Here is a 21,935-nt window from a genome sequence, read left to right on the forward strand (position 1 = left end):
GACCTACCGCCGAAGCTCGAAGCTGGTGGCGCCGATCTTCACGGTGGCGTTCAATGGGATTTTGGTCGGCACGGTGACGCGGGCGCCGGCCAGGAAGGTGCCGTTGGTGGAATCGAGGTCTTGCAGCATCCACTCGTCGTTCCAGAGCATGAGCCGCGCGTGGTGCGTGGAGGTGTAATCATCGCGGATGACCAGGCTGGAGTCGCTTGATCGACCGATGGTGATGGTGTCGGCGCCCAACGGAAACTCGGTGCCGGCCTTCGGGCCGCTCGTGATGACCAGGCGGGTGGTGTTCTGGGCGGTCGCCATTCCTCCGTCGACACCTGAATTCGCGCCGGCCGGGCTGGCGCGCGCGACCGGCGCAGTGAAGGCGTCAGGTGCAGCGGGTGCAGCGACGGGGACGGCGACGGGAACAGCGGATGCCGGGAATGCGGCGGCGGGGGCGGCATCCGTGCTCATCTTGCGCACGCGCTGGCCGAACAGGTCGCTGCGCAGGGCGTAGACGATTCCAAAGATGAACATCCAGAGCAGGAGCAGAAAGCCGATGCGCAGCACCAGCAGGGTTAATTCGCTGACGTTCATGCGTTCGGCCCCCAGAATCCGCCCATGTCGTGGCGTTCGGTTGGCGGGTCGGCCGGCGGGGCGGCGCGCGGGTACTCGCGGGAGTCCGGTGAGGCCTGGGCGAGCACGCGGAACACAATGCGGGTGCGACCGATGGTGACGATCGATTCGGGCTCGAGAATGGCCTGGCTGACCGGGGCGCCGTTGAGCTGGGAGCCGTTGGTGGAGCCGAGGTCACGCACCTGGGCGCGCGAGCCGTCCCAGAGGATTTCGACGTGGCGGCGGGAAGTGCCGGTGTCGTCGACGGTGATGTCGGCGTCGGATCCGCGCCCGATCACGGTGCGGGCCTTGACCAGGGGGTGCCGGGTGCCGTTGATGTCGAGCACCGGGGTCCAGGCGACGCTGCTCTTGACCGTGCTCGAGTCGATCTGCACCATGCCCTCGCTGAGGCTGCGGTCGTCTTGCAGGGTGATCGTGATGCCGCCGGTGAACTGGTAGCGCTGCTCCGTGCCGTGCTTTTGCACGAGGGCGGTGAGCTCGTCAATGAGGGTGGCGCCGAGCGCGCTCATGCGGGTGTAGTCGGTGTGGGACATGCGCACGGTGAAGCGATTGGGCGCAAGGATGCGATCCCGCGCGACGACAGCGGCCTTGGTGTCGAGCTCACGACGCAGCGCGGAGGTTATTTCCACCGGCTGCAAGCCCGATCGAAAGGTCTTGGCGAACGCTCCGTTGACGGCGCGCTCCAAGCCTTTTTCAAAGTTATCCAGTATGCCCACAGGTCTCCCGATCCGGTCCGTTTGGCTATGAGCATGTTACTTGTCTCGGGTGACAACCCACCTTCAGGGCGCAAACGGCACGAACAGTCATACTACCCGCGGAGGGTCCCGGACCGAATTCGAGGCCCATTATGGGCATTCCGTGGGTATTCTTCTGAGCGGGTGGGGCGGCGGACGGGCCGGTTGACGGCATCCGTTGTTCATCGCGCCAGTTTCCGGTGAGCGCGCCAGCCATAGGTGGCGCGGCCACCGGTACCGGGCGCGGTGACCCAACCGGGGGCGACGCGCCGTCGAATGGCGCTGGACCCCCTCGCAGTGTTAGCATTCCTAAGTTCGCGCGAGTGGCGGAATTGGCAGACGCGCTGGCTTCAGGTGCCAGTGTTCGAAAGGACGTAGGGGTTCAAGTCCCCTCTCGCGCACTGCGGATTGACAGCGGTAAAGCGCTCAATCCATGCGAACAGTCAGGGCCTTCGAGAAATCGAAGGCCCTGTGTCGTTTGCGGAGCCTGGTATTCGGCTACCATCACTGGGAATGTGACCTACCGTGTCAGTGATCGACACCGCTGCCGGGTAGACAAGTAGCCTTGCGTGGACGCTGCGGGAATCCGCCCGGGCGGGAACGGATCGTGATGACGAGGGGTGACTCCCGGCCGAGCCTGGTTCGGCCGAACCGTTGGTTGCGGCTCGCCTGGATCGTGCCGGCCGTGCTGGTTGCTCCGGCGCTCGTGGTGCTCGCGGCCAACGGGGTGCGCGCCCTTCCCGCAGTTGAGTCATTCCTGCTGACGTACCCCGGAACCTCCACGCACCTGGCAGCCACGCCGATAGGAGTTCCGGCCTGGCTGGCCTGGCAACACGGGCTCAACGCCTTCTTCATTCTGTTCGTCATTCGCACCGGCTGGCAGGTGCGCACGACCAAACGTCCGACCATTTTCTGGACGCGCACGAACACCGGGCTGGTGCGCACCAAAAATCCCCCGATCCGGATCACTCTCGACCTATGGCAGCACATCGTCTTCGACACCCTGTGGGTGATCAACGGCATCCTCTTCTACGTTCTGCTGTTCGTGACCGGTCAATGGCTGCGCATCGTGCCCACGAACTGGGACATTTTTCCCAACGCGATCTCGGCCGGGCTGCAATATGCATCGCTGAACTGGCCGACCGGGTCTGGCTGGGTGCACTACAACGCCCTGCAACTGCTCAGCTACTTCGTCGTGGTCTTCATCGCGGCACCGATCGCGCTGGTGACCGGCCTGCGCATATCGCCGGGCCTGTCTGCACGGTTCCGCCGGCTCGACCACGTCTTTCCTCTGCCCGTGGCCCGCAAACTGCACTTCGTGGTGTTGATCTTCTTTGTGGTCTTCATCGTCGTGCACGTGACTCTCGTGCTCACCACGGGCGCCCAAGCCAACCTCAACCACATGTACGCGGCGCGCAATGACGGCGGTTGGCTTGGTGTCTGGATCTTCGTCGCGTCGGTAGTACTGACGGCGGGTATCTGGCTGGGCGCTCGCCCGAACGTCCTTCGTGCCGTCGCCGGGCGCAGCGGGCGCATCATTCACCGGGAGCGCTAGACAGCGGATGCCGCGCGCGTCGACGCGAGAACGTCGCGGCTGAGCATGGCCGCGCCGGCCACGGCAGCCGGCATGACGATGACGGCCGCGCCCGGAATCAGGAACAACAGGTAGGTGAGCACGCCGAAACCGAGGCTGCGCGGGCGGCGAGCGCGCAGCATCCGTCGTCGCTGTATGAGCGTGAAGTCGCGGGCATCGAAGGCGTAGCTGGTGAGCTCAAGCGTGAGGATCCAGCCGCCGAACAGCGCGCCGAGAACGAGAGCGAGCAGCTGGCCGAGGCCGGGTATCAGGCCGCAGACCAGGAGCAGAAGAGCGACCCCGACGGCCAGGCCGACCAAGCGCAGGGCGTCGGCCACCGCGCGCAGAACGCTGCGCAGCAGGCCGCGTTCGGGTTCGACCGGCGCTTCGCCGAGGCTGGTCTCGACTGCGCGCCAGATTCGCTCATAAAAGGGGCCGCCGACAGTGAGCGTTACCGCCACGAAGGTATATGCCAATAGGAGAATACCGGCAGCCGCGACGGCAGCACCGGCCACCACCCGCGTGCCCGTGCGCCACGGCTCCCCCCAGTCGCTCGCGAATGGACTGATCACCACGACGATGGCCTCGAGATTGACGAGCAGCAGCACGATGCCGGCGATATAGACGATACCGACGAGTAAGGCCGGGACGGCGCCGAGCAGCATGAGGCGCGGCGTGGTGATCCACATTCTGAGGCCGCGGCCGAGAAAACCGGCCCCGGTCAAGAACTCGCCGGTGGAGGTGGGACGGGTTGAAGGCGGCACCCCCACACCCTAACCCGCCCGCCTCACTCAGGCCATCTGCGGAAAACCGAGGTCGATCTCCGAGGTGGCCGGGTCGGGCCAGCGGGTCGTGACGACCTTACCGCGGGTATAGAAACGGATGCTGTCCGGTCCATACATATGCGCGTCACCGAACAGCGAGTTCTTCCAACCGCCGAACGAGAACGATCCGACCGGTACCGGAATGGGCACGTTGATGCCGACCATGCCGGCTTCGATCTCGAACTCGAACTGCCGAGCCGCCCCGCCGTCCCGCGTGAACAGAGCCACACCGTTGCCGAACTCGTGCTCGTTGACGAGTTTCACGGCCTCGTCGAAGGTGTCAACGCGCACGACCGACAGCACCGGGCCGAAGATCTCATCGTCGTAGACCTTCATCCCGGGCGTGACGCGGTCGATCAGGCTGACACCGAGAAAGAACCCGTCACTGTCGAAGTTCTGCGCCCGGCCATCGACGACCATGGTGGCGCCGGCCGCCTCGGCGCCAGCTAGGTAGGAGGCAACCCGATCGCGGTGTTCTCCGGTGATCAGCGGGCCCATCTGCGAGGCCGGATCGGTTCCCGGGCCGACCCGGAGTGTCTTCAAGCGCGTCGTGATCGCGGCGACGAGGTCGTCGGCGATGCCACCGACAGCCACGAGCACGCTCACGGCCATGCAGCGCTCCCCAGCGGATCCGTACGCGGCGTTGATCGCGGCATCCGCTGCCATCTCCAGGTCGGCGTCCGGCAGCACGACCATGTGGTTCTTGGCGCCACCGAGTGCCTGTACCCGCTTGCCGTTGCCGGCAGCCCGGATGTAGATGGACTTGGCGATCGGGGTGGAGCCGACGAAGCTGATGGCCTTGACCGCTGGGTTGTCGAGTAGTTCATCAACGGCCTCCTTGTCGCCCTGAACCACGTTGAGCACCCCAGCGGGCAGGCCGGCCTCCGTGAAGATCTCGGCGATGAAAATAGCCGATGAGGGATCTTTTTCGCTCGGCTTGAGGAGTACGGTGTTGCCGCAGGCGAGAGCGCTGCCGATCATCCACAGCGGCACCATGGCCGGAAAGTTGAACGGGGTGACGCAGGCAACGACACCGACGGCCTGGCGCACCGAGTGCACGTCGATACCGTGGGAGACCTGCTGGGAGAAGTCGCCCTTGAGCATGTGGGCGAGGCCAGTGGCGAATTCGATGTTCTCGAGCCCGCGGGTGATCTCCCCGGCCGCGTCGCTGAGTACCTTGCCGTGCTCACTCGTGAGAATTGCGGCGAGCTCGCTCGTGCGCTCGGCGAGCAGCTCGCGCACCTTGAAGAAGATGGCCGTGCGCTTGGCCAGCGTGCTGGTGCGCCACTCGGGCAGGGCCGCCTCGGCGGATTCGATGGCGTCGATCACGACCGCGCGGGAAGCCAGCACGACCTGTTTCTCCTGCACGCCGGTGGCCGGATTGAAGACGGGGCCGAATCGTTCGGCCGACTCGACGCGCTGGCCGTTGATGTAGTGGGGAATTGTTTGCATGGAAGCGCTCTTTCTGGTGGATGACATGGGTCAGGCGTGCAGGCTGCCGTCGACGAGTTTGACGATCATGGAGCAGTCCTTGCCGCCCTCGCCCTCGTCGATCAGCCGCTGAAACAGTTCGGCGACGTGTTCGCCGATCTCGAGCGGCGTGTCGGTGGCGCGGGCTGCAGCGATCGCCAGCCCGATGTCCTTGCTCGCGAGCGTCGCGGTGAAGGTCGGAGCGAAATCCCGATTGGAGGCGGCCGTTGCGACGACATCCTTGATCGGATACCAGGTGCGCAGCGCCCAGCTGTCGCCCGACGAAACGGATGCGATATCCCAGAACACCTGCTTGTCCAGTCCCAGACGCTCGGCCAGAACAGCGCCCTCCGCAGTGGCGGCGAGGTTGATGAACAGCATGAGATTGTTGCAGATCTTCGCGGCCTGGCCGGTTGTGGCACCGCCGGTCGGAATGATGTTCGCCGCCATGGGCTCGATGAAGGTCGTGGCGTCAGCGACGGCATCCGACTGGCCACCGATCATGAAGGTGAGGGTTCCGGCGGTGGCGCCGCTCATGCCGCCGGAGACCGGGGCGTCGACAAAGCGAAAGCCGGCCGCCGCTGCGGCATCGTGCAGGGCCTGGGCGGTCTCGATGTCGATCGTTGACGAGTCCACCAGCAGGGTGCCCGGGTCGGCCATGGCCAGCACGCCGTCATCGCCGAAATACACGGCGCGGGCGTGTTCGCCCTTGGGTAGCATGGTGAAGACGACGTCGGCGCCCGCGACGGCGTCACTGATGCTCGAAGCGGCGGTGACGCCGGCTGTGACGGCCGTGGCGACGGCATCCGGATTCAGATCGAACCCGCGCACCTCGTGGCCGGCGGCCACCATATTGGCGGACATGGGCCCGCCCATGTTGCCCAACCCGATCCATGCGACTACTGACATTCGAAGCTCCTTTGCTTTGTGTCCCTCCACCCTCGCAGGCGGATAGAGTGCAATCAAGGTAATATTTCACAGGGGGTATGTGCGCAGATGCACACGCTCGAAAGGATGCGATCCGTGAGTTCACACCAGCTTCCGAGCCCGAACGATCTGCTCGTGCTGCTCACCGTGGCCAGACTGGGGCGCTTCAACGCGGTCGCTGAGGCGCTCGGCACTACCCACACAACCATCTCGCGGCGCATTCTCTCGCTCGATGCGGAGCTGGGCGGTCGCACGCTCGAGCGCAGCCCGCACGGCTGGGAGCTCACCGAGCTGGGCCGGCACGCGGTCAATGCGGCCGAGGCGATCGAAGACCGACTGGGCGCGCTCGCCACCGCCATCAGCCGGACCGACCCACTCTCGGGGCTGCTGCGCATCAGCACGATCGATGGATTCGGGGCGGAGATCGTCACACCGGCGCTCGTGAAGCTGCAGCATAGCCACCCGCGCATCAATATCGAGATGTTCAGCGCCACCCGAAAGGTGAGCCAGAACCGGTCTGGCGTCGACCTGGAGATCGTCGCCGGGCGCAACGATGTCAACAACGCACAGGCGATGTTTCTGACCAACTATTTTCTGCGGTTGTACGCCAGCCGCGAGTACTTGCTTCGCCGCGGGGTTCCCGAATCGCTCGACGACATTAAAGGGCACAGTTTCGTGTCGTACGTCGAGAGTGCCCTGCTCGTGACCGACCTTGGCTATCGCTCCTCCGAGCTGCCGGAACCGGCCACCACGTTTCAGGCGACCAGCCTGTTCGCCCAGCTGGAGGCGGTTCAGGCCGGCGCCGGAATCGGACTCCTGCCGAATTTTCTGGTGCACGACCGGCCGGAATTCGTGCCCGTGTTGCGCGCCGACTTTCAGCGTCAACTGCCCATCTGGGCCGTCGTGCGGGCCGAATCGCTGCGCTCACCCGTGGTGCGTGCCGCCATCGAGGCGATCACCCTGGAGATCGCGAATCGACCGGTCGCCTTCAGCGAGTGACTAGCGAGCGGATGCCCCGCCCGTAGTAGGGCGGCCCGATCAGTCAGATCGGACCGCCTGCGACACGCTACCGGCGACCGACTCCGGCGAGGTCAGCCTTGGCGGCGCGTTCGGCCGATCCGGCGGCATCCGCTGCGTCGATGTCGTGCAGGGAGAGCCCGCGCGTTTCCTTGAGGGTGAGCACGACGAGGGCCGTGATCAGGCAGGCCGCCGCGAGGTAGATGGCCACCGGAACCGATGACTCGAAGGTGGACAGCAGGCTCACGGCGATGATCGGGGCGATCGAGCCCGCGATGACCGAGGTGACCTGGTAGCCGAGGGAGACGCCGGAGTACCGCATGCGGGTGGGGAACATTTCGGCCATGATGGCGGGCTGGCCGGCGTACATGAGCGCGTGGAAGAGCAGGCCCATCATGATCGCGACAATGATGATGAAGTCGTTCGCGGTGTCCATCATGGGGAAGGCGAAGAAGCCCCAGGTTCCTGCGAGCACGGCGCCCACGAAGTAGACCGGGCGACGGCCGACCCGATCGGAGAGGCGACCGACCAAGGGAATGACAATAAAGTGCAGGGCGTGGGCTAGGAGTAGAAGCAGCAGCACCCGCGAGGTGTCCATCTGCACGATGATCTTCAGGTAGGTGATCGAGAAGACGACGACGAGGTAGTACAGGATATTCTCGGCAAAGCGCAGGCCCATCGCGGTGAAGACGCCGCGCGGGTAGCGGCGGAAGACCTCGATGATGCCATAGCGTTTGTCACCGGCAATGACTTCTTGCTGCGCCTTGAGGAAGATCGGTGCGTCGCTGACCTTGGTGCGGATGTAATAGCCGACGAGCACGATGACAGCGGACAACCAAAAGGCGACGCGCCAGCCCCAGCTGAGGAAGGCCTCATCGGAGAGGGTGGTCGAGAGTACGAAGAGCACGGCGGTGGCGAGCAGGTTTCCACCGGGCACGGCGGCCTGGGGCCAGCTGGCCCAGAATCCGCGGGACTTGGCGGGGCTGTGCTCGGCGACGAGAAGAACCGCTCCACCCCATTCGCCACCGACGGCGAAGCCCTGAATGAAGCGCAGGAGGATGAGGAGAACCGGTGCGAGGTAGCCGATCTGCTGGAAGGTCGGCAGGCAGCCCATCAGGAAGGTGGCGACGCCGACGAGAACGAGGCTGAACTGGAGCAGGCGCTTGCGGCCGAACTTGTCGCCAAAGTGTCCGAAGACGATGCCGCCGATGGGGCGGGCCAGGAAGCCGACGGCGTAGGTGGCGAAGGCCGCGATGATGCCCTCGAGTTCGGTGCCAGCGTTCGGAAAGAACAGCGTGCCGAAGACCAGGGTGGCGGCGGAGGCATAGAGAAAGAATTCGTACCATTCAACGACCGTGCCGGCCATGGAGGCCGCGACGACCTTTTTCAGTCCGGACGTCTGCACGTCGTTTCGGGTATCGGATCTGGTCGTGCTCATAGGATTTCCCCTGGTGTCGTCATTGACACAACGTGCGCCGGTCCCAAGCGGGCGCGCACGTCGTCTGGCTCGTCTTAGCTTGCGCTGTGGTGGGCTGGCTGTCAAAGACCATTCGCACAGAAGGGAAGTGCAGAAATGCACATGCTGTTCGGCACCGGTATTCTCGAATGAATGACAGTGAGGTGGGAGTAATCGTGACGCACGCGCATCCGCTGCACGTCGACCTCGAAGTGGCGTGCCTGTGTTGCCTCGCACCGCAGCCGTTTCACTTCACCTCGCTGAGCGACCAAGTGGTCTGCTCGCTCTGCGTGCACCACATCGGGGCCGAGAAATCCGAGCGCCGGGACCTTGAGCACGTGAAGCTGTGGGCTTCTCGCTGGGCTTCGGCTGAGACCGTACACGCCGATTACATCGCCGAAACGGATGCCTTACTCGTCGGCCGGGACAACGACCTGACCGCGCTTCGCGACCAGGTCGCCGAGCTCAGCGCTATCGTCGCCGGCCGGTTCACGGCCGGAATCGACGGAGTGCGGAGCCTGTTGCAGAATGACCTGGTCAAGCGTGCTGAACGCAACACCGAACTGGCCCGCCGGCAGATCGATTGGGCGATGGCCGGCATCTGGCGCGTTGAGGCGCTGCACCACTACTCAGCCGCGCAGAAGTGTTCCTGCGGCCGCACGGCGGGCAGCTGCGCCGAGAGCGCCGCGATCGACCCGCTCCGGCAGGCGCTGCTCGCCTGGGAGAAGAAGAACGTGGCGCTCCTGCGAGGGGGCAGCCGACACGGACTGCCGGCGGATCATCCCGCGGTGCTGGCCCAGCGCATCCGCTGAATCAGTGGGCGCTGACCGGAGCGCTCTCGATCGCGTCGCCGAGCGGCGGGCGCCGCACAAGGAATGCGGCTGGAATGGCGAACAGTGAGATGATCGCGCCGCACAGGAACGCACCGCGAATTCCGGAGGCCGTCGCGGAGATCTCGGAGACGCCCTGCGCCATGAGGGCGGCAGACTGTGAGGTCATGATGGCGATGAACAGTGCCGTTCCGACGGCGCCGGCGAGCTGCTGGACGGTGCCGACCACCGCGCTGCCGTGGGAGTACAGACTGGGCTTGAGTGAGCCGAGGCCGGAGGTGAACAACGGCGTGAACAGCAGCGAGAGCCCGGCGCTCATGCCGACGTGGGCGATCAACAGCATCCAAGGCTGCGTGGTCTCGCCCAACATGGTCATGGCCCAGAACGCGGCGCTGACGAGAATCGAGCCGGGTACCAGCAGAATGGTCGGGCCGCGGCGGTCGTAGATGCGGCCGACGAATGGCGCCAGCAATCCCATCGTCAAACCACCCGGCAGCAGAAGCAGGCCGGTTTCCAGAGCCGTCAGGCCGAGCACGTTCTGCATGTACAGCGGCAACAGAATGATCGTGCCGAACAGGGCGAGCATGCTGATGCCGAGCATGGACACCGACAGGGTGAACGTGCGTGAGCCGAAGACGCGCAGGTCGAGCAGGGCGCGGTTGGAACGCTGCAGTCGCAGCTGCCGCAGCACGAACAGGGCCAACGCCACGACGCCAATGCCGAGCGGAATCCAGCCCACAGCGGATGCCCCGCCCAGATTGCTCAGTCCATAGACGAACCCGCCGAACCCGAAGGCCGAGAGGATGACCGAAAGAACGTCGAGCGGAACCTTGCGCGGCGTCGTCACGTTCTGAATGCGCGAGGCACCGAGGATGAGCGCGCCGACGGCGATCGGCAGCACCAGGATGAACATCCAGCGCCAGTCGAGCACGCTGAGGATGGCGCCGGAAATGGTCGGGCCGATCGCGGGGGCGACCGAGATGACGATGGAGATGTTGCCCATGGTCTTGCCGCGGGAGGCCGGTGCGACGAGCGTCATAACGGTGGTCATGAGCAGCGGCATCATGATGGCCGTTCCACTAGCCTGCACGATGCGACCAATCAGCAGCACCTCGAAGCCGGGTGCGAGCGCGGCGATCAGGGTTCCGGTGCTGAACAGTGTCATCGCGGCGATGAAGACCGGCCGGGTATTGAAGCGCTGAATGAGAAAACCGGTGATCGGAATGACCACGGCCATCGTGAGCATGAAGGCCGTCGTCAGCCACTGAGCGGCCGTCGCCGTGATACTGAGGTCTTTCATGAGGTGCGGCAGGGCCACACCCATGATGGTCTCGTTCAGAATGACGACGAAGGCCGAGACCAGCAGCAGTCGAATCACCAGCTGGTTGCGCTTGGCGTCGGGGTGAGCCCCGGCCTCGGGAATCGTGGCGGTGGCGGTTGGTGCGGTCATAAATGGTCCTGACGGTCGTGCGAAAAGGGAGGTCGTGCGTAACTGAGCTGCCGCGCGCCCCCGGGCCGGCACGCTGTGCACGCCTCTCAGTGCAGCGTTTTGCAGGGTGTGAATTATTCCGATGCCACAGAATTAGCCGGGAGGCCGCGAATCGCGACGCTGCCGGCAGCGGCCGCAAACAAATCGTGCAGTCGACGGATGCCCGGATCCGCTTTCAGGGAATGCCGCACGACGACGAAGTCGTGCCGGTAGACCGGATTTTCGAGCGGATGCAGCGTGACTGAGTCGGGCAGCTGCCCCACGGTCAGCTCCGGCACCAGGGCAACGCCGGCCCCGGCGCCGACCAGCGCCACGATGACCGAGAAATCGGTGGCCTCGGCGACGGACCTGGGCGCGAATCCGGCCACGCCGCAGGCGCGCTGCACCATTTCGTGACAGGACCAGGCCGCGTGCGGCACCACCCAGTCGTGACCGCTGAAGTCTTCAAGGTTTTGAGTTCCTGCTGCAGTTCCGCGTGGCACCGCAAGCCAGACCGGTTCGGTGAGAATCCGGGTCACCACACAGTCCGTGGCCGACGGCGCCGCCATCGTGGAATAGGAGTGGGTGAGCGCGAGGTCGACCTCCCCGGCTACGAGGGCGGGCAAGGATACTTCCGGTTCGGCCTCGAGCAGTTCGAGCTTGAGGCCCAGTTCGGGCTGAGACAGCAACGTCTGCCAGGCATCGGCCAGCACGGTGCGGGCGATCGACGGAAAGGCAGCGACCCGATAGGTGCCCGCCGAACCCTCCAGCAGGGCCGCGACCTCCAGCTCGGCGACCGAGAGCAGGTCGACGATGTCGTGGCCGTGCTTGGCCAGCAGTAGTCCGGCCGGGGTCAGCGTGAGTGTGCGGCCGTGCCGTTCGGTGAGCGTCAGCCCCACCTCGCGTTCGAGCGCGGCGAGCTGCATCGAGACCCCGGGGGCCGTCAGGTGCAGTTCGCGAGCCACAGCGGCAATGGTGCCGAGTCGGTGAAGCTGGGCGAGCATCCGCAATTTCCTGACGTCTAACACATCAATCATTGTTACTTAACATGACAGTAAAAGTAAATGGATATTTGGCTTGCGAGTCGCCGTGCTCGAGAAATGGGTTCTCCTCGAGTGTTACTGGCCGGTCTGGGCGTCGTCGTGCTGTGGGCGAGCGCGTTCCCCGCTATTCGGGTGGCCGCGCCCGAGCTCGGTGTGGCTGGCCTGTCGCTGGCCCGCCTGGTCGTCGCGGCCGTTGCACTCGCCGTGCTCGCACCCATGCTCAAGGTGCGGCTGCCGGCCCGGCGCGACCTGCCGCTCATCCTCGCCTGTGGCTTCTTCGGTATGGCCGCCTACCAGGTGCTGCTCAACTGGGGCGAACTCCATGTTCCGGCTGGCACCGCGAGCATCATCGTCTCGGCAGCCCCGCTGGTGAGCGTTGCCATTGCTGCCGGAGTGTTCGGCGAGCGACTCACCGTGCTGAAGATTGTCGGCAGCGCGATCGCCCTCAGCGGCGTCGTGCTCGTCGCGGTCGCGCGATCCGGCGTCACGCTGTCGTCGGCCGCCTGGATACTGGTCGCCGCCATGGTCGTGCAGGGTGCCTATCATCCGCTCACCAAGCCGCTGCTCAAGAGGTATACCGGCCTCGAGGTGGCGACTTACGGCATGATCGCCGGCACCGTCATGCTGCTTCCCGTGCTGCCGTTCACTCTCTCGCAGCTGGTACAAGCGGATGCCGCGGCCTGGCTCGCGGCGATCTACCTCGGACTTCTACCCTCCGCCCTCGGCTTCGTGCTGTGGGGCTATGCGGTGGCGCGCCTGCCGCTGGTGGCGTCGACCTCGCTGCTCTACCTCGTGCCGCCGGTGGCGGTGCTGATCGCGTTCATCTGGCTCGGCGAGCTGCCGCTGGTCGCCGAGCTCGTGGGCGGTGCCGTGGTGATCGCGGGTGTGGTGCTCATGAGCCTCAGGTTCGCGAAAGTCGGAAAAACGTTGCTTCCGGTACCGTGAAGCAACAATTCTTTCGCTCCCGCGTTCAGGGGAGGCGGAGTTTCAGGTAGGGGGCGGTGCGGCTCGTTGGGTGATCGGCGACCGTCGCGGGGGTGCCGGCGGCGATGATCTGGCCGCCCTGGTCGCCACCGGCGGGGCCGAGGTCGATCACCCAGTCCGCGGCCGCGACGACGTCCATTTCGTGTTCTACCACGACGACAGTGTTTCCGGCATCGACCAGTCGTCCGAGCTGCAGCATGAGCAGTTCGACGTCGGCCGGATGCAGGCCGGTGGTCGGCTCGTCCAGCAGGTAGAGCGTGTGTCCGCGCCTGGCCCGCTGCAGTTCGGTGGCGAGCTTGATGCGCTGCGCCTCCCCGCCGGAGAGTTCAGTGGCCGGCTGCCCGAGTCGCAGGTAACCGAGTCCCACCTCGCGCAGGGTGTCGAGGCTGCGGGCGGCGACGGCGACGTCGGCGAGAAAGTGGAGCGCGGCGTCCACCGTGAGGCCGAGCACCTCGGCGATGTTCTTGCCGCGGTAGGTCACCTCGAGGGTCTCAGGGTTGTAGCGCGACCCGCCGCAGTCGGGGCACGGCGCGTAGCTGCCGGGCAAAAACAGCAGCCCGACGGCGACGAACCCCTCACCGAGGCAGGTCTCGCAGCGTCCGCCGGCCACGTTGAACGAGAACCGTGAGGCGGTGAAGCCGCGCGCCCTGGCCTCGTCGGTGGCGGCAAAGGTGGCCCGCACGGCGTCGAACAGGCCGGTGTAGGTGGCCAGGTTGGAGCGCGGCGTGCGCCCGATCGGCTTCTGGTCCACCTGCACGAGCCGGTCGACGGCCTCGAGCCCGGTGATCGCGGTCACTGCCGGGCGCTCGGCGAAATCGAACTCGGCATCGGGGTCGCCGAGGTCGGGCACAGGCGCGTCGTCGGGATCGGGGTGCAGGTGCCGCCCGACGGCCTCGGCGAGCACCTGGCTGACCAGCGTGGACTTACCCGAACCGCTCACACCGGTGACCGCCGTCAGTACCCCGAGCGGAATCTGCGCGTCGAGCGCCTTCAAATTGTGCCGAGTCACGTCGGTCAAGCCCAGCCAGCCGAGCGGATGCCGCAGCTCACCCCGCGAAATCGGCTCGCGGTCCTCGGCAAACAGGTACTCGCGGGTGACCGAGGTCTCAACCGCAGCGAGCCCCGCGGTCGGCCCGCTGTACAGTACGTCGCCACCGCCCTCGCCGGCGCGAGGGCCGACATCGACGACCCAGTCTGCGCTGCGCACGACGTCCATATTGTGTTCGACCACGAAGACCGAGTTGCCCGAGCGCTTGAGCTGCTCCAGTACGAGTAGCAGCGGCTCGGCATCGGCCGGGTGCAGGCCGGCCGATGGCTCGTCGAGCACGTAGATGACCCCGAACAGGCCGGAGCGCAGCTGCGTGGCGATGCGCAGCCGCTGCATTTCACCCGGCGACAGCGTGGGGGTCGACCGACCGAGGGCCAGGTAGCCGAGGCCGAGTTCGAGCAGCACATCGATGCGGCGCAGCAGGTCGCTGGCCAGGGTCACCGCCACCTCCGACGACATGTCACCCGCCGCGATCGGGCGCAGGATGTCGGCCACGGCTGTCATCGGCAGCGCGTTGAGCGCGGCAATCGACTGGCCGGCCACGGTCACGGCGAGGGCTTCGGGCTTCAGGCCGCTCCCGGCGCAGTCCGGGCAGGAGCCGGTGTCGACGTAACGCAGCACGCGCTGACGCACATTCGGGCTCTTGCTGTCGGCCAGGGTGTGCAGCACAAAACTCTTCGCGCTCCAGAATCGTCCCTGGTAGGGCTTGGCGCTGCGGTCGCGCTGCGGCACGACCTCGACCACCGGCTGCTCCTCGGTGAAGAGGATCCAGTCACGGTCGGCGCGGGACAATTCCTGCCAGGGCCGGTCAATGTCGTAGCCGAGCACGGCGACGATATCGCGCAGGTTCTTGCCCTGCCAGGCACCGGGCCAGGCGGCGATGGCGCCGTCGCGAATGCTCAGCGTGGCATCGAGCACCATCGATGCCTCGCTGACGGTGTGCGCCATGCCCAGGCCGTGGCAGCGGGGGCACGCACCCATCGCGGTATTCGGGGAGAAGGAGTCGGATTCGAGGCGACCCGCGGCATCCGCTGGATATATTCCTGCTCGGGAATACATCATGCGGAGCGAGTTGGAGAGGGTGGTCACGGTGCCGACGCTCGAACGCGAACTCGGCGTGCCGCGGCGCTGCTGCAGGGCGACCGCCGGCGGCAAGCCGGTGATCTCGTCCACGTGCGGGGTGTGGCCTTGCTGGATCAGGCGGCGGGCGTAGGGCGCGACCGACTCGAAGAAGCGCCGTTGCGCCTCGGCGAAGATGGTGCCGAAGGCGAGCGACGATTTGCCGGAGCCCGAGACTCCGGTGAACGCGACGATGGCGTCTCGCGGCACGTCGACGTTCACATCGCGCAGGTTGTTCTCGCGGGCCCCGCGCACCCGCACGAATCCAGAGCCATCGGGAGGAGTCAGTTCGTCGCTCAGCATCCGAATGAGCCTACTGTGCTCGGTTGTGCGGGGCCCGAGTGCGGCCGGGTCAGATCGAGGTGGCGTCCTCGACCTGGCCGACGAGTTCCTCGATGATGTCCTCGAGGAACAGAACGCCGGTCACGTTGCCGTCGGTATCGAACGCCGTCGCGACGTGCGCGCCGAGGCGGCGCATCGACGCGAGCGCGTCCTCCAGCTCGCTGTCGCTCGAAACGGATGCGAGGCGGCGCAGTCGCTTACTCGGCACCGGCTGCGTGAAGGTGTCGCCCGCGGTGAGGTCCATTACGTCTTTGAGGTGCAGGTAGCCGCTCGGAGCTCCCTCGTCATCCGTGAGGATGTAGCGGGAGAATCCGTGCTGGCTCACGGCCAGCTGGATATCGGCCGGTGACGCCATCGACGGCAGGCAGACCATCGATTCGATGGTCACCTGTACGTCGGAGACCTTCTTCGAGGTGAACTCGAATGCCGCCGACAGGGTGCCGGAGGCATCCTGCAGCATTCCCTCACGGGTGGACTGCTCCACGATGCTGGCGACCTCGTCGAGGGTGAAGGAGCTCGTCGCCTCGTTCTTGGGTTCAACCTTGCACAGGCGCAGAATGCCGTTCGCCAGCCAGTTGAGGCTGAAGATGATCGGGTTAAACACGCGGGCCACGAACACGAGCGGCGGCGCGAGGATGAGCGCAGCCTTGTCGGGAACCGAGAACGAGATGTTCTTGGGGATCATCTCACCGAAGACCACGTGCAGGAAGGTCACCAGCATGAGCGCGAAGGTGAAGGCGATCGTGGTGATCATGCCCTCGGAGAGTCCGGTACCGACGAGTGGGATTTCGAGCAGGCCGTGGATGGCCGGCTCCGAGACGTTCAGGATGAGCAGGGAACACACGGTGATACCGAGCTGGCTGGTAGCCAGCATGAGGGTGGCGTGCTCCATCGCCCACAGCGTGGTCTTGGCCGCTTTGCTACCCTGAGCGGCCAAAGGCTCGATCTGGGAGCGGCGGGCGGAGATGACGGCGAACTCGGCCCCCACGAAGAAGGCGTTCACCACCAGCAGCACGACGAGCCAGATCAGGCCGGGGAGGTACTCATTCATGGATCAGGTCTTTCTGGATCTGTTCAACGATGCGGTCGTGTGTGGTGGCGAGGCTCGGGTCGGTCTCAGGATCGGCCGGCGTGTACCGCACGCGGTGCACGCGCACACCGTCGACGCGGTCGATGCGCAGCACGCCGCCATCAATGGCGACCTCGTCGCCGAGCTCGGGAATGCGGTCGAGTTGGTCGGCGAGGAATCCGCCGACGGACTCGTAGTCGCCATCGTCGGGAACGGTGACGCCGGTGCGATCGAGCAGCTCGTCAGGGCGCCAGGCGGCGTCGAAGACGACCGAGCGACCCGAGCGCACGACTCCGGCTTTCGCCCGGTCGTGCTCGTCTTCGAGTTCGCCGACGAGTTCTTCGACGAGGTCTTCAAGGGTGACGATGCCGGCCGTTCCGCCGTACTCATCGGCGACGACGGCGATCTGGAAGCCCTGCTGGCGCAGCGCGGCGAGCAGGGAGTCGACGCCCATGGTCTCGGGAACGCGCAGGGCTTCTACCTTCAGGTCGGCGGCGGTCACCGTGCCGCGCTCACCCAGTACAACGGCGAACGCCTGTTTCACGTGCAACACCCCGACGATGTCGTCGGAGTTCTTGTCGATCACCGGAAAGCGCGAGTAGCCGGTGCTGGTCGCCAGGCACACGATGGCCTCGGCCGTGTCGGTGACGTGCACCGAGGCCATGCGCACCCGGGGGGTCATGACATCGGCTGCTGAATGGTCGGAGAAGCGCAGGGTGCGGTGCAGCATGGCGGCGTGGTCGTTGTCGAGCACTCCCTCGAGGGCTGAGCGCCGTACGAGAAAGCTCAGTTCCTCGGCCGTACGAGCTCCGGAGAGTTCTTCCTTCGGCTCAATGCCGAACAGACGAATGATCGCGTTGGCGGTGTTGTTGAACAGCAGGATGACCGGTTTGAACACCGTCGTGAACACGGCCTGCGCCGGCACGACGATCTTGGCCGTCGCGAGGGGCACGGCGAGGGCGAAGTTCTTGGGCACGAGTTCGCCGATCACCATGGAGAACAGGGTTGCCAATGAGATTGCGGCGATCGTTCCCGCCAGGGGAACGATGCCGGCCGGCACGCCGATGCTTGTCAACGGCCCGCTCAGCAGTGCGCGGATCGCGGGTTCGAAAGTGAACCCGGCCAGTAGTGTGGTGAGGGTAATGCCCAGCTGGGCGCTCGACAGGTGCGTCGAGGTGATCTTGAGCGCCTTGATGGTGGGGCCGAGGCGCTTCTCTCCCCGCCCCTGGCGGGCCTCAAGCTCATTGCGGTCGAGAGTGACCAGGGAGAACTCGGATGCTACGAAAATTCCCGTTCCGACGGTGAGAACGAGTCCTACGCCCACCATCAGCCACTCATTCATGTTGTGGTCCTCTCAGATCGAGAGGCAACGTGTGTGTGGCGGCGGGCGAGGGTTTATGCGAGGGAGGGTCTTCCATTGTGCCTATAACGCTATAGACGGATGCTGGCAAACCGCCGGTCTGCTGCGTTTCGGCCGCGGCAGGGCCTCGGTACCGGGGTGAGCGTGCATAACCGCGGAGAAAATCGAGTTTGGTGCCCGATTGGGCGTGCGGCCGGCAGCATTGGGCGATATCTCCGCGGTTATGTACGCCGAGGTCGATAGAACGCTAGGAGGCCGCCGGCGTAGTGACGTCCTCGGGCAGCTCGCGCAATACAACCTTCATGATCTTGCCGGTGGCCGTGCGCGGCAGGGCGTCGACGAAGGTCACATAGTCGGGCACCTTGAAGGCCGCGATCATGTATCGGGTGTGGGTGAGCAGGTCGACCTCGGTCACGATTGCGTCCGGTCGCAGTACGACATAGGCCTTCGGCCGCTCGCCCCATTTCGGATGCGGCATGCCGACCACGGCGACGTCGAGCACCGTCGGATGGGTGAGCATCGCGTTCTCGACCTCGATGGTCGAGATGTTCTCGCCGCCCGAGATGATGATGTCTTTCGCACGATCCTTGATCTCGATGTAGCCGTCGGGGTGCATGACGCCGAGGTCGCCGGTATGGAACCAGCCGCCGCGAAAGGCATCCGCTGTGGCTTGCGGGTCTTTGAAGTAGCCGAGCATGACGTTGTTGCCGCGTAACACGATCTCGCCGATCGTTGCAGCGTCGGCGGGAACGTCGGTCATGGTCGAGTCGACGATGCGGGCCGATTCGGCCTGCACCATACCGACGCCCTGGCGGGAGATCTTGCGGGCACGCTCGTCGGCGGGCAGGTCGTCCCACTCGCGCTGGTATTCGCAGATCGTGTAGGGACCGTAGACCTCGGTGAGGCCGTAGACGTGCACGACCGTGATTCCGAGGGCATCGAGCTGTTCGATCACGCTCGGCGAGGGCGGGGCGCCGGCCGTCGTGATCGAGAGCGGGGTCTCGAGAACGTGTTTCATCGGGGCGTTGGCGATCACGCCGCACACGGTGGGAGCGCCACACAGGTTGGTCACTCCGAGGGTGTCGATGGCCGACCAGACCGATTCGGCCCGCACCGTGCGCAGGCAGACATGGGTGGCGCCGGCCGCCGTGACCGCCCAGGGGGTGCACCAGCCGTTGCAGTGGAACATGGGCAGGGTCCACAGATACACCGAGTCGCTCGTGAACTTGTTGTGGAACACCTCACCGAAGGAGTTGAGGTAGGCACCGCGGTGCGAGTACATGACGCCCTTGGGCTTGCCGGTGGTGCCCGAGGTGTAGTTGATCGAGATCACCGAGCGCTCGTCACTGACCTCCCAGGCCAGCGGCTCGGCGGAGTCGTTGTCGGCTTCGGCCAGAAAAGACTCCAGGGTTTGCTGCCCCGCATCGAGGCCGCTCTCGGTGATGCCGAATTCGCCGTCGGCGATCTCGATCACACCCTTGAGGGCAGCGGATGCCGCGAACGCGTCACCGACACCGGCGACAAGTTCGGCGTCAATGAACAGCAGGGTGGCCCCGGAATGTTCAAGAACGTAGTGCACCTCCGGCCCGGCCAACCGGGAGTTCAGCGCGACGAGCACGCCACCGGCCAACGGCACGGCATAGTGCGCGATCAGCATCTCGGGTATATTCGACGCGAGGAATACAACCCGGTCACCAGGCGTGATGCGCGAGCGTATGGCGTGGGCCAGCTCCTCCGCGGCCTGCTCAAATTCACGGTAGCTGTAGCGACGAGCGCCGTAGATGATCGCATCCTTGTTTGGGAATACCTCGGCGCTGCGCTGCAGAAACCGCATGGGCGTGAGCGGTGAGTCGTTGGGTGAATTTGTGGTGCTCAGGGTCAGGTCGATCATGCGGGACTCCTTTGTCCGAAAAGATGGGATAAAGCTCGTGCGGGTCGAACCTAGTGGAAGGCGCTGACCCCGGTCAGATCGCGACCGATCAGCAGCGACTGGATGCTCTCGGTGCCCTCGTAGGTGTGGATGGACTCGATATCAGCGAGATGGCGGATGACATGGTTTTCGAGCAGGATGCCGTTGCCACCGAGCATGTCGCGGGCGAGCGAGGCGAGCGACCGCGCAGCGCGGGTGTTGTGGAACTTGGCGAGGCTGGCCTGGATGGGCCGCAGGGTGCCGGCGGCGTCCAGTTCGGCCAGCCGAATACAGTGCAGCTGCATCGAGGTGAGCTCGGAAAGCATGAGCGTGAGCCGCTCCTGCACGATCTGAAATCCGGCGATGGGCTTGCCGAACTGTACGCGCTGCTGCGCATAGTTGAGGGCAGCCTCAAACACGGCGGTAGCATGACCGAGCGCCGACCAGGCGACGCCTAGGCGGGTGGCGAACAGCACGACCGCGGTGTCCTTGAAGGTGTGGGTGCCCGGCAATACAGCGTCGAGCGGAATCCGCACATCGGTGAGGGTGATCCGGGCCTGGTGCACGGCGCGGAGCGAGCCCTTGCCGAGCATCGTCTCGCCGTGATACCCGGGCAGGGACTGGTCGACCAGAAAGCCGCGCACATTGCCGTCGTCGTCGCGGGCCCAGACCACGGTCACGTCGCCGACCGAGCCGTTGCCGATCCACTTCTTCTCGCCGTTGATGACCCATTCGTCGCCGTCACGGTGTGCTGTGGTCTCAAGGCCCACGGAGTCCGAGCCGTGGTCGGGTTCGGTCAGGGCGAAGGCGCCGAGCTTCTCGGCACGGGCCAGCGGCACCAGCCAGGTGGCTTTCTGCTCGTCGCTGCCGAACATCGCGATGCTGCGCAAAGCGAGTCCGCCCTGCACGGCGACAACGGTGCCCATCGAGCCGTCGCCCCGGGAGATTTCCATGTTCACGAGGCCTGCGGCGAGCGGGGACATCGGGGTGAGGCCCGGTCCTTCGACGCCGTCGGTGAGCAGATCGAGGACGCCCAGGCGCCGAGCCAGGTGCAACGGGTACTCCGCCTTGTCCCATGCCTCGCTCAGCTCGTCGAGGGTCTCCACCGCAAAGGTACGTGCCCGGCCCCAGAACGCTCGATCAGCTTCGGGCACATCGGCAAAAACGCCGTAGTAGTCGGTATCGAGCGGGGCGGAGACATCGTAATCGGGCATCATTGCCTTTCGCAGTAGCAGTTGTGACTACAGTTCTATCTGACACTGAGTCTCACGTCAAGTGACACTTGGTGTCAAACCGCCGTGGATCGAAGCCGACTCTCGATTACCCGGGCGACGTCGGCCGGCAAGGCCGAGGCGGGAAAGACCGCGACGAGCAGGTCGCTCGTGCCCCGAGCCGCCTCGCCGCCAGGTGCAAAGCGATTGCGCACGGTCTGCAGCTGCGCCGCCAGACCCGCCGAATCGAGGACTCGGCTGGAATCGATGGCACGAATCATGCGCCGCAGCTCGAAGTTGTGTGTGGCCGTCACTGCGGCGGCAAATTGAATCGCCACGACTGGGTCGACGCTCGGCAGGCTGCGGCGCAGATAGGCCGAGAACGTCTTCTCGTAGCGAGACACCATCACCGTTTCCCGGTCGCGCAGAACGGATGTCTGGCGCACCACCAGGTCGCGTACCCGCACGATCTCGAGACGCTCTCGAAACCGCTCGAAGACGAGCGTGGCTGCGTCGCACACGGCCAGCCAGGGGTCCGGGTGTGAAGCGTCGAAAAACTCGTCGATCTGCTCGAGCAACTCGTCGTGGTCGGCGAAGATCACGTCGTCCTTCGACCGGAACTGGCGAAAGAACGTGCTGCGGGATACTCCGGCGGCTGCGGCGATTTGAGCGGTGCTGGTGGCTTCGTAGCCCTGGGCCTGAAACAGGCCGACGGCGATGTCGGCGACGGCCACGCGGCCGCGGGTATCCGTTTGACGGGGGGCGGAATCCCGCGTGAGTTCGGTGAGCGCGGGGGGTGCAGACGGATCAGACATGGTCTGGCGAAAGTAGCACGGAACAGTGGCCGACCGTCGCGTCGTCGTGACGGCCGCGTTGATTTCCCGGGCCCGGGCCCGGTCGCTGGGCCCATGTTCTATCGTGGGCCCGCTT

General features: G+C 65.6%; 18 protein-coding genes and 1 tRNA gene. 5 read left to right on the top strand and 14 right to left on the bottom strand.

The features are described 5' to 3' along the window. Positions 1-3: 3 nt before the first annotated feature. A complete protein-coding gene (locus tag QMF22_RS07990) occupies positions 4-582 on the bottom strand; it encodes an FHA domain-containing protein FhaB/FipA (RefSeq protein ID WP_283452165.1) in 579 nt (192 codons plus the stop codon). Next, entirely contained in the window at positions 579-1,337 is a 759-nt protein-coding gene (locus QMF22_RS07995) for an FHA domain-containing protein (RefSeq protein WP_283452167.1), read from the bottom strand. Before QMF22_RS07995 ends, QMF22_RS07990 begins: the two co-directional genes overlap by 4 nt. A 335-nt stretch (positions 1,338-1,672) precedes the next feature. Here QMF22_RS07995 and QMF22_RS08000 point away from each other — a divergent pair. Further along, a tRNA-Leu gene (locus tag QMF22_RS08000) sits at positions 1,673-1,756 on the top strand. Positions 1,757-1,965: 209 nt separating this feature from the next. Next, positions 1,966-2,910, top strand: coding sequence for a cytochrome b/b6 domain-containing protein (locus tag QMF22_RS08005; RefSeq protein WP_283452169.1), 945 nt, complete (start codon positions 1,966-1,968; stop codon positions 2,908-2,910). Here the strand turns inward: QMF22_RS08005 and QMF22_RS08010 are convergent. The 3 genes from QMF22_RS08010 to mmsB are packed head-to-tail and all read right to left on the bottom strand — an operon-like array spanning position 2,907 to position 6,131. Continuing rightward, a complete protein-coding gene (locus QMF22_RS08010; RefSeq protein ID WP_283452171.1) occupies positions 2,907-3,692 on the bottom strand; it encodes an EI24 domain-containing protein in 786 nt (261 codons plus the stop codon). The genes QMF22_RS08005 and QMF22_RS08010 overlap by 4 nt on opposite strands. Positions 3,693-3,719: 27 nt before the next feature. Next, a complete protein-coding gene (locus QMF22_RS08015; protein WP_283452173.1) occupies positions 3,720-5,204 on the bottom strand; it encodes a CoA-acylating methylmalonate-semialdehyde dehydrogenase in 1,485 nt (494 codons plus the stop codon). A 30-nt stretch (positions 5,205-5,234) separates the two neighbouring features. Further along, the gene (gene mmsB / locus QMF22_RS08020; RefSeq protein ID WP_283452175.1) at positions 5,235-6,131 is read right to left on the bottom strand and encodes a 3-hydroxyisobutyrate dehydrogenase; all 897 of its coding nucleotides are present in this window, start codon (positions 6,129-6,131) and stop codon (positions 5,235-5,237) included. 105 nt (positions 6,132-6,236) lie between these two features. On the opposite strand from mmsB, the gene QMF22_RS08025 reads away from it, so the two are divergent. Then, positions 6,237-7,148, top strand: a complete 912-nt coding sequence (locus tag QMF22_RS08025) for a LysR family transcriptional regulator (RefSeq protein ID WP_502846922.1) — start codon at positions 6,237-6,239, stop codon at positions 7,146-7,148. 67 nt (positions 7,149-7,215) lie between these two features. Here QMF22_RS08025 and QMF22_RS08030 read toward each other — a convergent pair whose 3' ends face one another. Beyond that, on the bottom strand, positions 7,216-8,604 hold the full coding sequence (locus tag QMF22_RS08030) for an MFS transporter (protein WP_283452180.1): 1,389 nt from the start codon (positions 8,602-8,604) through the stop codon (positions 7,216-7,218). A 167-nt stretch (positions 8,605-8,771) separates the two neighbouring features. On the opposite strand from QMF22_RS08030, the gene QMF22_RS08035 reads away from it, so the two are divergent. After that, entirely contained in the window at positions 8,772-9,434 is a 663-nt protein-coding gene (locus tag QMF22_RS08035) for a hypothetical protein (protein ID WP_283452182.1), read from the top strand. Between the two features lies 1 nt (position 9,435). On the opposite strand, the gene QMF22_RS08040 is transcribed toward QMF22_RS08035, so the two are convergent. Together QMF22_RS08040 and QMF22_RS08045 are read right to left on the bottom strand one after the other, a co-directional pair. Continuing rightward, positions 9,436-10,902, bottom strand: coding sequence for an MDR family MFS transporter (locus QMF22_RS08040; RefSeq protein WP_283452184.1), 1,467 nt, complete (start codon positions 10,900-10,902; stop codon positions 9,436-9,438). Positions 10,903-11,015: 113 nt separating this feature from the next. Continuing rightward, complete coding sequence (locus QMF22_RS08045) at positions 11,016-11,924, bottom strand: LysR family transcriptional regulator (RefSeq protein WP_283452187.1); 909 nt, start codon at positions 11,922-11,924, stop codon at positions 11,016-11,018. A 96-nt stretch (positions 11,925-12,020) separates the two neighbouring features. Between QMF22_RS08045 and QMF22_RS08050 the strand changes: the two genes are divergently transcribed. Then, positions 12,021-12,908, top strand: a complete 888-nt coding sequence (locus tag QMF22_RS08050) for a DMT family transporter (RefSeq protein WP_283452189.1) — start codon at positions 12,021-12,023, stop codon at positions 12,906-12,908. Positions 12,909-12,933: 25 nt separating this feature from the next. On the opposite strand, the gene QMF22_RS08055 is transcribed toward QMF22_RS08050, so the two are convergent. The 6 genes from QMF22_RS08055 to QMF22_RS08080 all read right to left on the bottom strand — a co-directional run bounded on the left by QMF22_RS08055 (position 12,934) and on the right by QMF22_RS08080 (position 21,820). Beyond that, positions 12,934-15,417 carry an excinuclease ABC subunit UvrA gene (locus QMF22_RS08055; RefSeq protein WP_283452191.1) on the bottom strand — a complete coding sequence of 828 codons (2,484 nt, stop codon included), beginning with the start codon at positions 15,415-15,417 and terminating at the stop codon, positions 12,934-12,936. Between the two features lie 49 nt (positions 15,418-15,466). Then, positions 15,467-16,507 carry a hemolysin family protein gene (locus tag QMF22_RS08060; RefSeq protein ID WP_283452193.1) on the bottom strand — a complete coding sequence of 347 codons (1,041 nt, stop codon included), beginning with the start codon at positions 16,505-16,507 and terminating at the stop codon, positions 15,467-15,469. Further along, positions 16,500-17,867 carry a hemolysin family protein gene (locus tag QMF22_RS08065; RefSeq protein WP_283452210.1) on the bottom strand — a complete coding sequence of 456 codons (1,368 nt, stop codon included), beginning with the start codon at positions 17,865-17,867 and terminating at the stop codon, positions 16,500-16,502. The genes QMF22_RS08060 and QMF22_RS08065 overlap by 8 nt, the downstream gene beginning before the upstream one ends. Positions 17,868-18,132: 265 nt before the next feature. After that, positions 18,133-19,776, bottom strand: a complete 1,644-nt coding sequence (locus QMF22_RS08070; RefSeq protein WP_283452212.1) for an AMP-binding protein — start codon at positions 19,774-19,776, stop codon at positions 18,133-18,135. Positions 19,777-19,826: 50 nt separating this feature from the next. Next, positions 19,827-21,011, bottom strand: coding sequence for an acyl-CoA dehydrogenase family protein (locus tag QMF22_RS08075; protein ID WP_283452214.1), 1,185 nt, complete (start codon positions 21,009-21,011; stop codon positions 19,827-19,829). A gap of 71 nt (positions 21,012-21,082) precedes the next feature. Next, positions 21,083-21,820 (bottom strand): TetR/AcrR family transcriptional regulator, encoded by a 738-nt coding sequence (locus QMF22_RS08080; protein ID WP_283452216.1) that lies wholly within the window; start codon positions 21,818-21,820, stop codon positions 21,083-21,085. Positions 21,821-21,935: the final 115 nt, after the last annotated feature.

This window comes from Cryobacterium sp. PH31-L1, assembly GCF_030063145.1.
In the GTDB taxonomy this organism is placed as follows: Bacteria; Actinomycetota; Actinomycetes; order Actinomycetales; family Microbacteriaceae; genus Cryobacterium.